At 39.1% G+C, this 13,494-nt stretch carries 9 protein-coding genes; 1 reads left to right on the forward strand and 8 read right to left on the reverse strand.

Annotated features, from left to right (window positions below; all coding sequences use genetic code 11):
• Positions 1-32: 32 nt before the first annotated feature.
• Entirely contained in the window at positions 33-3,026 is a 2,994-nt protein-coding gene (locus AC4PID_RS04740) for a ligand-binding sensor domain-containing protein (protein WP_492134419.1), read from the reverse strand.
• Between the two features lie 158 nt (positions 3,027-3,184).
• Here AC4PID_RS04740 and AC4PID_RS04745 point away from each other — a divergent pair, with 158 nt between their 5' ends.
• Positions 3,185-4,204, forward strand: coding sequence for a YeiH family protein (locus tag AC4PID_RS04745; RefSeq protein ID WP_492134420.1), 1,020 nt, complete (start codon positions 3,185-3,187; stop codon positions 4,202-4,204).
• A gap of 10 nt (positions 4,205-4,214) precedes the next feature.
• Here AC4PID_RS04745 and AC4PID_RS04750 read toward each other — a convergent pair whose 3' ends face one another.
• The 7 genes from AC4PID_RS04750 to AC4PID_RS04780 all read right to left on the reverse strand — a co-directional run bounded on the left by AC4PID_RS04750 (position 4,215) and on the right by AC4PID_RS04780 (position 13,439).
• On the reverse strand, positions 4,215-5,660 hold the full coding sequence (locus tag AC4PID_RS04750; RefSeq protein ID WP_492134421.1) for a sensor histidine kinase: 1,446 nt from the start codon (positions 5,658-5,660) through the stop codon (positions 4,215-4,217).
• Entirely contained in the window at positions 5,644-6,348 is a 705-nt protein-coding gene (locus tag AC4PID_RS04755) for a response regulator transcription factor (RefSeq protein WP_492134422.1), read from the reverse strand. The genes AC4PID_RS04750 and AC4PID_RS04755 overlap by 17 nt, the downstream gene beginning before the upstream one ends.
• A gap of 138 nt (positions 6,349-6,486) precedes the next feature.
• On the reverse strand, positions 6,487-9,384 hold the full coding sequence (gene pgmB / locus AC4PID_RS04760; protein WP_492134423.1) for a beta-phosphoglucomutase: 2,898 nt from the start codon (positions 9,382-9,384) through the stop codon (positions 6,487-6,489).
• Positions 9,385-9,468: 84 nt separating this feature from the next.
• The gene (locus AC4PID_RS04765) at positions 9,469-10,554 is read right to left on the reverse strand and encodes an ABC transporter ATP-binding protein (RefSeq protein ID WP_492134424.1); all 1,086 of its coding nucleotides are present in this window, start codon (positions 10,552-10,554) and stop codon (positions 9,469-9,471) included.
• Between the two features lie 55 nt (positions 10,555-10,609).
• Positions 10,610-11,623, reverse strand: coding sequence for a LacI family DNA-binding transcriptional regulator (locus AC4PID_RS04770; RefSeq protein ID WP_492134425.1), 1,014 nt, complete (start codon positions 11,621-11,623; stop codon positions 10,610-10,612).
• 53 nt (positions 11,624-11,676) lie between these two features.
• Positions 11,677-12,534, reverse strand: a complete 858-nt coding sequence (locus AC4PID_RS04775) for a carbohydrate ABC transporter permease (RefSeq protein WP_492134426.1) — start codon at positions 12,532-12,534, stop codon at positions 11,677-11,679.
• Complete coding sequence (locus tag AC4PID_RS04780) at positions 12,534-13,439, reverse strand: carbohydrate ABC transporter permease (RefSeq protein ID WP_492134427.1); 906 nt, start codon at positions 13,437-13,439, stop codon at positions 12,534-12,536. The genes AC4PID_RS04775 and AC4PID_RS04780 overlap by 1 nt, the downstream gene beginning before the upstream one ends.
• Between the last annotated feature and the right edge of the window lie 55 nt (positions 13,440-13,494).

A 13,494-nucleotide genomic window follows, 5' to 3' on the forward strand; every position in this document is an offset into this window, starting at 1 on the left:
ACAACCAAGCGTCTATGCACTTGGTTGCTGATTTAAGTAATTTCATCATGAACAACAATTCGATTCTTACCACTTCGTTTTGCAAGATAAAGTGCTTCATCTACCAATTTTGTTACCTGCTTTGTCATGGTACCCGCCGTTGGGATAAAACTGAAAACACCTATACTGCAAGTGGTTTCAATTACAGCATTCTTTCGAGGTTCGTATATTCTCAACTCTTGAGTTTCCTTTTTAATTTTTTGGGCAATTTGCATCGCACCTTCAGAATCTGTATCGAAAAGCACTAATAAGAACTCGTCACCACCATATCGTACAACAAAATCGGTACTTCGCTTAAGAATCCGTATTAACAGCTCTCCTAGCTGCTCTAGGTATTGATCACCATAATGATGACCAAATCGATCGTTGATTTCTTTAAAATTATCAACATCCACCATAATTAAGCTGATCATAATCTCAGAACGAATCGCCAACTGCATTTCTTCTTCAAGTCGCGTCATAAAGTATCTTCTATTATAAACACCTGTTAAAGGGTCTTTAGTTGAAAGCGCTTCCAATTGTTGATTGGCTACATTTAACATTGAGTTAAGTTGAGCTAACTCATCATTTCGCTTTCGAATCATTCTACCCTGCCACAGCTTAAAAACACCGTAGACGACAAGGATACTTAGAACGATATATCCCATATAGGCATATGTCGTATTGTACCAAGGTGTCGCAATCGTCAAACTCATGGAAACGACATCTGAGGTAACACCTCTTGCTGTTTCAGCAAATACTTCAAGCGTATATTCGCCTGGTGGCAACTTTGAGTAAGTGACATAATCTACCGTGCCAGAATAAATCCATCCCGTATCAAATCCAACCATTCTATAAGTAAAAACGACTTTTTCAGGTGAATCAAAATCAAGAGCGATGAACTTAAATCCTAGTAGCGTTTCATCTTGCTCTAAATCAAGATGCATACCGTTAAAATGCTCTCTTTTATTATCATAAGGTGTTTGTAGTACTTCAACATCGGTTATATACACCCTTGGTGGTTTTAAATCACCTTCAGTAATATTTCCTGGTATAACCGTAATACCGTGCTGACCGCCAAAGTACATTTTACCGTCAACATCAACAAATTGTCCTGAGTTAAATTCATATCCACCGATACCATCATCGGGCGTCAGTGCGAAAATATCACCTGTTTCAGGAGATACGATTGCTAAACCATTTTGCGTAGAAGCCCACAAACGACCATCCGAACCTTCTAATATGCCTAGAACTACATTACTAGGCATACCATCGTGTTCTAGAAACGTCCTGAAAGTACCATCTTCACGATACTGTGTAATCCCTCCTCCAACGAGGCCAAACCACAGATGATTCTCAGAATCTTCGAAAATGACATGTATGGTGTTTGATGCTAATTTTCCCATATTTCCTTTTTCTGCTTTGATTACCTCAAAGTGATCTTCATCTTTTGACATGTAATTTAGCCCATTGTTTGTAGCTACCCAAAGTCTACCTCTGTGATCTAATTTAATATCATAAATCAAGTTATCAGAAATATAATGTTCTGGGTCATCGTATCGATAATGGACATAGTGTCCATTGTTAAGATCAATCTTAAAAAGGCCATCACTGTGTGTTCCCACCCATAAATATCGGTCATCTACTAGTTCTAAGGCATATGAAATAACACCGCTTGGTAAAGCAACCAGTGTACTGAAGCTATCCGTATATGGAAGGTACTGCATGATTTCGTCCCCAACTGTAATTAAGAGCCTACCATTACCATCAAGTTTCATATCCACGACATTGGTATCAGTTAAAGCACCTGGTACATCTGCAGCTGCTTTATATTTATGTACAATCCCATCAGCATCAATTCTATTTAATCCTTCATTATAGACTGCTACCCAGAGATTATCCATAGGATCTCTTATAATTGAATTGATCTTTCCTTGGTCGATTGAGTTTGGGTCCTCTGCATCATGTGCATACTGTACATAATTTCTTTTCAGTGGATTAACCTTACACACCCCGCCACCATTCGTGCCTACCCATAACATACCCGTGTCATCCTGAAATAAAGAATAGACGATGTTATGGGATAAGCCACCTAGCTTACCATTACTGTCAAACTCATATCTTGCACCTTCGGCAGTAATAGCAATCAAGCCACCACCCCATGTCCCTATCCACTCTGTCATATCCGAGGTAATGGTATAGGAATAGATGCGATTGTCTGAAAATTGGTTGACATATTGATTGCCTGTTTTTAGATCAAGTCTAATGATTCCTTCATCCCATATGCCAAGTGTCAACATGTCTGGTGTTTTTTCTGCAATAGTCATAACAGACAATCCAGGTAACTTGTAATCCGTTTCTTTTACCATCATTTCATCAAAATCAAAATACAGTAGCCCTGCATAGCTGCCAAGCCACATCTTTCCTGAACTATCCCAATAAATATCTCGAATCACTTTACTAGGCACATCAAAAACAACATTTTCACCGGTTTCAGGATTAAGGCGATTGAGGCCATCCAAAGTACCTACCCATAGGTTTCCTAGTTCATCTTTATCGATGGCTACCACAACCGGATTGGAAAGACCGTTTTGCTCCACAGTATAATTGGTAAAAGTCTCCGTTTCGATATCAAATCTTGAAAGACCTTGATAAGTACCGATCCAAATTTGGTTTTTCTCTGAATCGTAAAATAGTGTTTGAATCAAGTTATGTACAAGCGTATTTGAGTTGAAAGGGTCATTGGAATAGATTTTAAATCCTCTTCCATCATATCGATTGAGTCCACCTTGAGTTCCAAACCAAATAAAACCATTCACGTCTTGAATGATACTGGATACTGAAAGATTAGAAATACCTTCTTCACGACCAATAACCTCAAAAGCAAGCTGAGTGCCTTCTCGGATTAAGTCATTTTTCACCATTGCAAAGCTTGCTGAATACATGGCGACGATACTCAATATAAGAATCATTAGAGCTATTTTCTTTCTAAATGACATTAACAACATAAAGTCCTCCGACTGCAATTTATCTACATCTATCATTTACATTATGTAAGAAAAATTATAAACTAATAAGGGTTATCGCTTATGATACCCTAAATACACAGTTTCGTAACACTTGTTTGCTCAAGTGTCCTTACGGTTTTGACAGAAGAGGTAGACTTATGAAATTTAGTAAAAAAATGCTAACCGGCATATTATTATGTACACTTATCGCGATTCCTGCTTGGTTTTTGGGAAAACAGTATCCCATCATCGGTGGTCCTGTTTTTGGCATCTTATTTGGGATGCTCCTTGCACCATTCTTACCCAAATTTAAAATTCCCTCAGTTGAATTAGGGATCAAATATACTTCAAAAAAGATTTTACAGTATGCGATTATTCTACTTGGATTTGAGATGAATCTTTTTAGTATTATCAAGGTTGGTGGACAATCACTTTTAGTCATGCTATTTACTTTAACCGCTTCATTTTTAACCGCATATGCCATAGGAAAGCTTTTAAAGATCGATAAAGATACAACTATCCTGATTGGTGTAGGCACATCCATCTGTGGTGGATCCGCTATCGCTGCTACTGCGCCTGTTATTGAAGCCAGTGACGAAGATGTTGCTCACGCCATTTCCACTATTTTTTTATTTAATATCATTGCCGTTTTCATCTTTCCTTGGTTAGGAAGAGCTCTCGGTATGAGTGACTTAGGCTTTGGTATGTGGGCGGGTACAGCCATTAACGATACATCATCTGTCGTAGCTGCAGCAGCTTCTTGGTCACTTGCCGCTGGAAACAACACAGCACTTACATTTGCAACCATCGTAAAACTAACGCGTACGTTGATGATCGTCCCAATAACATTGGTACTCGCCATTCAAACTTCTAGACAAAAAAAACGCCAACAAGCAGCTGGCGCAAATCATAATTTTAGCTTTAAAAGTGTTTTCCCTTGGTTTGTCTTAGGCTTCATAGCAACGGCCATCATTGGCACTTTTACTGGGATTCCAGCAAAACCGCTCGGTCAGCTAGGTAAGTTCTTTATCGTCATGGCCATGAGCGCCATTGGACTTAACACACATCTTAAGAAACTCATAAAAAGTGGTATTCGCCCCTTGGTTCTTGGATTGTGTTGTTGGTTTGTCGTTGCAGTTGTTTCACTCATCGTTCAGACAGCAATGAACTTCGTCTAATGGCTTGACATTATAGACCCAGTGACGCTAGCTCAATCACAAATACAGCGCCTTTACTGTGATTTCTTGCTGTAAGTGTCCCGCCCAATTGTTCAATCGCTTTATACGCAATTGCTGTTCCAAGACCAAAATTGCCATCATTTCCTTTGCTAAAGCGATCGAATATCTGCGGTAAAACAGATTCAGAGATTCCAGGACCATCATCTTGAATAGTGATGGTCACTTTGTTTTTTTGTGTGGTCACATCTATAATTACATGCGACTCAGCATATCTTATGGCATTTGAAAGCAAATTACCTACTGCTTTTTCTAGATGATCTTCTATTGTTACTATTTTTAAGTCTTTTGGACAATTCAAAACGATTTTTTTGTGTGTCTGAGTTGCAACCCCTTCATGTCTTTCAACAAGTAAATTTAAGAAATCAAAAAGCTCAAGCGAATCACTTTGTACCTTTAAACCGCTGGACTCTAACCTAGATAGTGTAATCAACTGATCGACGAGATGCTTTAATCTGAGACTCTCATTTGCAATAATCTGTGCAGGCTTTTGAGGGTCTTCAAATACACCAGTGACAAGCCCCTCCGCATAACCTTGAATGGACATCAGTGGCGTTCTTAAATCATGACTGAAATTCTGAAGAAAATCAACTTTTGTTTGTTCTTTAATCTCTAGCGATTCTCCCATCTGATTCAAATCTTCTATCAGTGTATCCAGCTCATCTGTATGCGTTTCCAATACGAGTGGTGTATAGTCACTTTCTATAATACGTTTGCTGTATTTTGATATTTCTTTCATAGGCTTGGTTACTCTACTCGCCACTGAGCTCGCGATTAAAGCACCTAAAATAGTGACACCTGCCATTATCATTACTAAAAGAATATTGATTCGTCTTACGAGCTTTTCCATGCCCTCAAGCGATGCCACGATGACGAGATATTGGGTTCTTGATGCTAATTTTGATTCATTAAAAGTTTCATAGCTCACCAAGAAGTTCACACCTTGATCTCTCAGATTAAAGGTTTCAGTATCAACTCCAGATGTTATTTTAGTTTGAACCGCTGTGATGGCTTGCTCCAAACTTGCAATAAGCGTTTCGTCTCTCGGTAAAAGCAGTCGCCCATTTGCACCCAAAATCGCAATTTCTGAATTCGATGCACTTTGCGTCACTTTTATAGCGCTATTAAGTGCCACAATTAAAGCACGTGACTTAGCTGTAATTGCATCTGAGTCCTCGGCATTCAATAGCTCATCACTTAATTCTTTTCTAAGTAGTGTTACAACGGTGCTTCGAGTTTCTAAAAGTTGATCGTGTGCTGCTTTTTTCATATAGGCACGCATGGCAATATTAAATGCAAAAAATACCACAATTGCCATACTGACGATTAGAAGAATAAAGGGTATCGTTAAACGCTCACTTAGGCCCGTCTTTTTTTTCTTGTTATTTTTCGCTTGCATCTATTGCCTCCTCGAGCTTAAACCCAAAGCCCCATACGGCTTCAATTCGGACATTTGTCGCTGCTAATTTTTTTCTAAGTCGTTTTACGACATCATCCGTTGCTCTCGTATCAACTTGAGATTCAAATTGCCATACGTTTTTTAACAGTTCTTCTCTAGAAACCGCTCGATCTTGATGCTCAAATAAGTAGAGTAAAAAAGTATACTCTGTTGGTGATACATCAACTACGTCACCTTTATATAAAATTTCTCTCGTCTTTGGTTTGATGACCATATCCTTAAACGAAATCTCAGATTTGAGATCATCGGCTTTATTATCAAACGCCATCCTTCTAAAGAGTGCGTTGATTCTAGCGACTAACTCCACTGGTGAGAAGGGTTTGACAAGGTAGTCATCACTCCCTATGGTTATTCCAGTAATTCGATCCAGCTCGCTATCACGTGCTGAAACAATAATGATCGGGACTATTGATCTTTCTCTGATCTGCGTACAGAGGGTCAGCCCATCTGTTCCAGGCATCATAATATCTAAAACGATTAAGTCTGGTTGTTCTTCTAAAAATGCTTTATAAAGCAAATCACCATTTGCAAATGCCTTGACTTCAAAACCGGCACTCATCAAAAATGACTTAATTAACTCTCTTATATTGAGTTCATCATCCGCTACATAGATTAATTTTGAAGCCATCGCAATTCTCCTTTATCAGTAAGTATAACTCAATGATACCACAAATTTTATTGGGTTAACGGACTTCCCTATGAATTGCCACATCTTTAAAATGCAAAAAGCCCATTCCGCCGAATGGACCTTTTACAAATGAGAGTTTTATAGCAAATGATTAATGAGAAAGTGCTGTAACGAATCGAGTCCACTAAATACCATTTCACAATTTGAAAGGACGTTTTTTGAACCGATTCCAAGCGGTGTCATGCCTGCTAAGGTGATGCTTTCAATTCCCGCATAAGCATCCTCGACGCCGATACAAAGTTTAGGTGACAGCCTTAGCAGTTCTGCTGCTTTAAGGAAAATATCAGGAGCTGGTTTTCCATTCTCAATGGACGATGGGTCTACCACCACATCGAAAAAGCTCTCAATTCCCATAGCCTTTAAGAGCATCGGCGCATTTTTACTCGCTGACGCCAGTGCAATTTTTATTTTCTTTGATTTCAACATCATCAGTAAATCAAATGCCCCTGGTGCTAAATTAAGTGGCGAATAATCACTGATATACGAAAGGTAAATATCATTCTTTTTAGTGGCTAAAGCCTCTTTTTCTTCTTCAGTATAAGCATCAGTTAAACCGCCATAACCTAAAACAATTTCAAGAGAATCCATTCTTGAGATGCCCCTTACTTCATCCTCTAGTGTTTCTGGTACTTCAAAACCAAGCTCTGTGGCTAAATCTACCCAAGCCTGGTAATGCGCTTTACTGGTTTCAGTTAATACACCATCCATATCAAAGACGACTGCTTTATAATTTGGCTGTTCAGGCTCTATCAAATGAACTTGGTCCCAAACTTTAATATATAACTCTTCGCCCTCTAATAAAGTAACTTTAAAGTCCTCTCCAACGGTGACTTTAATCAATCGATCTCGATAATGAAGCTTAAAGGAAAACTCTTCCCAGCTTGCAGGTTTTTGCGGTCGAAATTGTAGGTAATCTTCATCGATGCGCAGCCCTGCAAATCCAGCAGTAACACTCAAGATTGATCCAGCCATGTTTGCCATGTGGAGTCCATCCTTTGTGTTCTTGTGCGTATCTTTTAAATCCAGCATCAGAGATTCGCCAAAATACTCAAAGGCTTTTTCATTTTGTCCCACACGAGAAGCCATAATCCCATAAATACAGCTTGATAACGAGCTATCGTGTGTGGTGACCGATTCATAATAATTGAAACCATTTTCAATATCGGTTTCCGTTGCGTATTGTTCGAGTAGCATATGCGCCAATACCGTATCCGCCTGCTTGATTACCTGATGACGATAAATTGTAAGCGGATGATAATGGAGAAGCAATGGTCTTTTCGAATACGCTTCTTCCTTTGGCCAATGTGGCTTGTTTAAAAACGAGTCATCTTGTGCAAATAAACCTCTTGATTGATCATAAGGAAAATAGATGTTTTCTGACGCAATCAGCATTTCGTTGAGCTCAACCTGTTCAACTGCCAATCGAAGTTTTAAGTCTTCAAAAAGATGAATAATTGTCGTAGAGTGACTCTCTTCCATTAATTGAAAGATCTTGTAGGTCCAATACAGATGGTATTTCACCATAGCATTGGTGTAGTAGTTGTTGTTGACGATTGCGGTGTACTCATCTGGTCCAGTTACATCATGTATGTGAAACTTACCATCTACATAATGACCGATACTCAGCCACAGCCTAGCCGTTTCCAAGATTACCTCAAAGCCTTTTTCCGCCATGAAGGTTAAATCTTGTGTGTAAAGAAAATATTGAATAAACGCATACGCGATATCTGAGTTGATGTGATATTGTGCGGTTCCAGCAGGGAAATACCCTGAGCACTCTATTCCCGATATCGTCCGCCATGCAAAAGCTGCACCTTTAGAGTGTCCCAACTGTTGTGCGCGTTCTCTTGCAAAAGGTAAAAGTCGATGCCTATAGCTGAGCAATGCCTTTGCTTTTGCAGGCTGACTCAACTGAAGCACTGGAAGGATGTAAATCTCTGTATCCCAGAAATAATGCCCTTCGTAACCTTCACCAGAAAGCCCTTTAGCGGCTACATTAGAAAATCGATCCACCCCAACAGACTGTAGCAGTTGATACTGCATCATTCGAACCGCAAGTTGTGCATCCGGATCACCTATGATTTCGATGCCGGACTGGTACCAAAATTCATCAAGATACTCCTTTTGTTCCTCTAAAAAAACGTCATAGTTTTTCCCCGCATAGTAATCAAGCATATCACGGGCTGTTTCCAAAGGCGATGTGGATCTCAAACCATCTGTAAAAACACATTTTTTCTCAAGTCCAATATGTCCGTAGCCTTTTATTTTTGTTAAGAGCTTACCTTCGTTCTTCTCATGCTCCATGGTCCCGTATTGTGTGTGAAGGATCGTATGTCCTATGGCTACCGCCTGCTCAATTTTTGTTGTATGCGTCTGCATTAACGCATAGACACTTTGATCTACGGCTATTAATGAAACCAAATCCATTAGTTTGGTATGTCCTTGTCCCGTTCTAGGATCGTTGGGATTGGCATAATTTTGGATTTCTGTATCACACAGACTAATTAACTCTATTTCACCGTCATAGATGACTTCGACCTGATATAGCAAGAAATTCACATGTTTTAAAGATGCCAATCTTTTAAATGTAATTTCTGCTGTCTTTCCTTGATTCGTAAAATATTTGAAGTGACGTGTCGATTCACCACTTTGGAAATCTAGTTCTCTGTGATAATCAGTGTATTTCCCATCTACGAGCAGTACTAGTTCGCCATCGAGTAGGATTTGACAGGTTTGTGTATCTAATATTCTTGGCTGTTTGTCCTGAACTGTAGGAAAACCATACGCCATTTCAGCGTGAATCATAGGTACGCGATCGTAGAGACCATTGATATAAGTGCCTCTAATACTATCACCAACCGCATAACCTTCCTCAAAATTACCTCGAACACCAATATAGCCATTGCCTACCATATATAAGCTTTCTTCATAAGCTTGATTTAAAAAGTTATAACTATCTGTTATTAATTTCCACATGCTTTTCTCCTATTATTTGAGAAAGCGCTTTATCACTAAAGCGCTTTGATGTGTACGAACCTTATGTTCGGATACGTCTTTTCTTTAGTAGAGAAGTGACGATTCCGTTTCTGTATCAAATAAGTGAATCTTGTCTGAGTTAAATACTGGATAGATGTCATCGCCAATTTTTACGCCTCGCGAGGCTTCAGTTTTGAGAATATAGTTGCGTTGACCAATTTTAAAGTAAACGTTCAAATCGCTACCCAAGAGTTCAGTAACTTCAACTTTTGCCAAGATGCCTTCACTTTCAGTGCCTAAGCGAATGTCTTCAGGACGAATGCCCACAGTAACCGCTGCATTTGTCTTACTTTTCGCTTTTACAGCTTCTTTCAGTTCGTCATTTAATTTAAAAGTTTGTGATTCTACTTCTACCATGTTCCCTTCGATGACTTTTCCTGGGAAGAAGTTCATCTGAGGCGCACCGATAAAGCCAGCGACGAACAAGTTTGCTGGTCTATTATAGATCGTTCTTGGATCTGCTACTTGCTGTACGACACCAGAATTCATAACACAGATTCTAGTTCCCATCGTCATGGCCTCGGTCTGATCATGAGTAACGTAGATAAAAGTCGTTTGTAAATCATTGTGTAACTTAATCAGCTCTGCTCTCATCTGCACACGCAGTTTTGCATCTAGGTTTGAAAGCGGCTCATCCATTAAGAATACTTCTGGTTTTCTAACAATTGCGCGTCCAAGCGCGACACGTTGGCGCTGACCACCTGATAATTGCTTTGGTTTACGCTTAAGTAACGACTCAATATCTAAAATACGAGCGGCTTTATTGATACGCTCATCGATCTCAGCCTTAGGCGTTTTTTTAAGTTTAAGTCCAAATGCCATGTTGTCATAGACGGACATGTGTGGGTAGAGCGCATAATTTTGGAATACCATTGCGATGTTTCTATCTTTAGGTGAAACATCGTTGACAAGCATATCGCCAATTTTCATCTCACCACTGGTTATATCTTCAAGTCCAGCGATCATACGAAGTGTGGTTGTTTTACCACAACCAGAAGGTCCAACCAAGATCATAAACTCTTTATCGGCTATATCAAGGTTGACGTCTTTAACTGCATGAAAGCCATTTGGATATTTTTTATTCAAATTTGAAATGCTTACGTTTGCCATATTCATCCTCCCAAATTAATTACAGCTTTAACCTATAATCGACTCATCGACAGTCCTACTTCTTAATCTCAATCGTGCTCTCTCTTACCACGAGCTGATGTTTAAGAATATGATGACTATTTTTTATCGGACGATCTTTATTCTCAATCATTTCGATCAACTCGTCTATGGCCAACTCTCCGGATTCTTCAAACGGTTGCTTGATGGTCGTTAACGATGGTGCATACATCCTAGCGACGTCTACATCATCAAATCCAATAACTGAAATTTCTTCTGGTACGTTAATCCTTTGCTCAGTTGCATATCTAATCGCGCCAATTGCCATAAGATCACAGGCACAAAATACAGCTGTAACTGCCTTTTTCTTCGAAAGCAGGAGCTCCATTGCTCTATACCCATCATCAAAGGAATACCACCCTTCTGCTACAAGGGATTCATCATAGTAGCCCGCTGCTACCATTGCATCTCTGTAACCAAAAAAGCGTTCAAGTCCTGACTGAGGGTCAGTGAGTGGACCTCTTACCATCCCAATCTGCTTATGCCCTAAGCTGAGCAGATACTCAGTGGCTTCTTTTGCAGCGCTATAATTGTCTATTCTAACCACAGGTATCGTTTTAACATAGCTTTCTGAGCCAATCATGACAATTGGTTTTTCAAAATCAAGCATCGCCTGAAAAAACTGTTCATTGCCATGATCTGTCACGAGAATCAAGCCATCTACACCCTTGTCCTTTAGGATGTAAATGTGTTGAATTTTCATATCTATGTCAAAATCTGTTGCTGTAATTAGAAGTGAGTAATCTAAATTTCTAATTTGCGATTCGATACCGGAGATGATTCTAGAAAAAACAGGATTCGATAAATCAGGTATGATAATGCCGATCAGATGAGATTTTCTAAGTGACAGACTTCTAGCCACTGCATTGGGTTTAAAATTGGTGTCTTCAATAACCGCTAATACGCGAGAACGAATTTCGTCACTAACAGGCTTCGAATTATTGAGCACTCTCGAAACCGTTGCCTTTGAAACACCTGCTCTTTTTGCTATCTCGTTGATCGTTATTTTCACATCTACCTCCATAACTATTACGTCTCATAAATATTCCTACTTATTAGACTATATCACTTGATGGAGCCTGATACCATACCTTTGATGATGTGTTTTTGTCCTATTATAAAGCCAACAATTATCGGGAATGCCGCCATAAGTACTGCAGTCATAATCAAGTCCCACTGTTTAACGAAGGAGCCTGCAAATGCCCGTATCGCTAACGGAATCGTTTGAACATCTTGTCCAACACCTAGGATGAGCGATGGTAATAGGAAATCGTTCCAAATCCATATTGCATTTAAAATACTGATGGTTACAAATATTGGTTTTAGTATCGGTAAAATGATTTTAAAGAAGATCTGTGGTTTTGAGCAACCATCGATTAAAGCAGCTTCTTCAAGTTCAAACGGTATCGATTTGATAAACCCATGGAACATGAAAACAGCAAGTGGTGCACCAAAGCCAATATAAGCAAAAATCATACCGTGCACCGTTCTAAGCATCCTGATCCCAGTCACTTCATAGATGTTTCTAAACAACGACACCAGTGGGAACATAACCACTTGGAAAGGAATAATCAAACCGCTTATAAAAATTAAAAATATAATCGTCGAGCTTCTGGATTTTCTTCTTACCAATACCCATGCTGCCATTGCAGAGGTAACTGCTATTAAAATCAATGAAAATGCAGTGATAATCGCTGAATAGTAGACACTTGAGGCATATTTTACACTTGGATTCGTCCAAATGGTTTTAATATTTGTAAACAGCTGTGACCATTTTGCCGGAAACGCAATAGGATCCGTTATGATCTCTAAAGAGGCTTTAGCTGAGTTAATTAATACGACAAAGAATGGGAATATCGTTAAAAGAAACAAAACGATGGTCACTAAAGTTAAAAGTCCTTTGACAATTTTCTTTCTGCCCATTACATTTCCACCTCCTTCTTCTTGTTGTAATATACCTGACCGATGGAGACCACAGACAGTACAAGGAAGAAGATAATTGCTCTCGCCTGTCCTTCAGCCATTCTATTGTACTTAAATGCAATGTTGTAAATATGCATCGCTAAAAGCTCTGTAGAGTTGACGACTGCCCCTTGATACAGATCTGTTGGCCCACCATTGGTTAAGGCGACGATGATATCATACTGCTTAAATGAATTGATGAGGGTTAAGAATGAAGTGATCGTAAACGCCTGAGCAATCATAGGAATGGTAATATTCCAAAGCTTTTGCCAGAAGTTTGCACCATCAATTTCACTCGCTTCTAATAACTCTTGCGGTACATTTAAAAGTGCTGCCACATAAATCATCATAATATAACCAGCATATTGCCATGTAAAAGCAAGAATTAGTCCAAATAAAGTTAAGTTTGGATCGGATAACAATAGGAGTTCTTCGAGAAAATTAATCCCAAGTAAGCCACCAATTGCTGGAATGACACTTTTAAAAATAAACTGCCATATATAACCGAGTACCAAACCACCGATAAGATTTGGAATAAAGAAACCTGCTCTGTAAAAATTTTTAAAGCGAATTTCACGCGTCACTAGAAATGCAAACGTTAAAGCGACGACATTAATTGAAATCACACTAATAAGTGTGAAAATAAAAGTTCTAATAAAAGAATATCTGAACTCTAAACTCGAGAACATATCCTTATAGTTGTCAAGTCCAACCCAATTTGGGGTAATGCCTGCAACGGCAGTCCAATCGGTCATCGAATAATAGATTCCCATGAAGAAAGGAACAATTACAACCACCACAAATGAAATCAGAGCTGGAGCGAGAAACAACCAAAATACAAGTGTATCTTTCTTCTGTTTTTTCATATTCTCTCCTTCTAGGCACAAGCACCGATCCGTTCATTTGCAACTTATAAAAAAA

This window comes from Fusibacter sp. QWL-12, from assembly GCF_058683495.1.

Excerpts from the sequence above, each read along its gene's own strand:
- AC4PID_RS04750 (WP_492134421.1), bottom strand. The coding sequence starts at position 5,660 with ATGCAAGCGAAAAATAACAAGAAAAAAAAGACGGGCCTAAGTGAGCGT.
- pgmB (WP_492134423.1), bottom strand. The coding sequence starts at position 9,384 with ATGTGGAAATTAATAACAGATAGTTATAACTTTTTAAATCAAGCTTAT.
- AC4PID_RS04755 (WP_492134422.1), bottom strand. The coding sequence starts at position 6,348 with ATGGCTTCAAAATTAATCTATGTAGCGGATGATGAACTCAATATAAGA.
- AC4PID_RS04765 (WP_492134424.1), bottom strand. The coding sequence starts at position 10,554 with ATGGCAAACGTAAGCATTTCAAATTTGAATAAAAAATATCCAAATGGC.
- AC4PID_RS04775 (WP_492134426.1), bottom strand. The coding sequence starts at position 12,534 with ATGGGCAGAAAGAAAATTGTCAAAGGACTTTTAACTTTAGTGACCATC.
- AC4PID_RS04780 (WP_492134427.1), bottom strand. The coding sequence starts at position 13,439 with ATGAAAAAACAGAAGAAAGATACACTTGTATTTTGGTTGTTTCTCGCT.
- AC4PID_RS04740 (WP_492134419.1), bottom strand. The coding sequence starts at position 3,026 with ATGTTGTTAATGTCATTTAGAAAGAAAATAGCTCTAATGATTCTTATA.
- AC4PID_RS04745 (WP_492134420.1), top strand. The coding sequence starts at position 3,185 with ATGAAATTTAGTAAAAAAATGCTAACCGGCATATTATTATGTACACTT.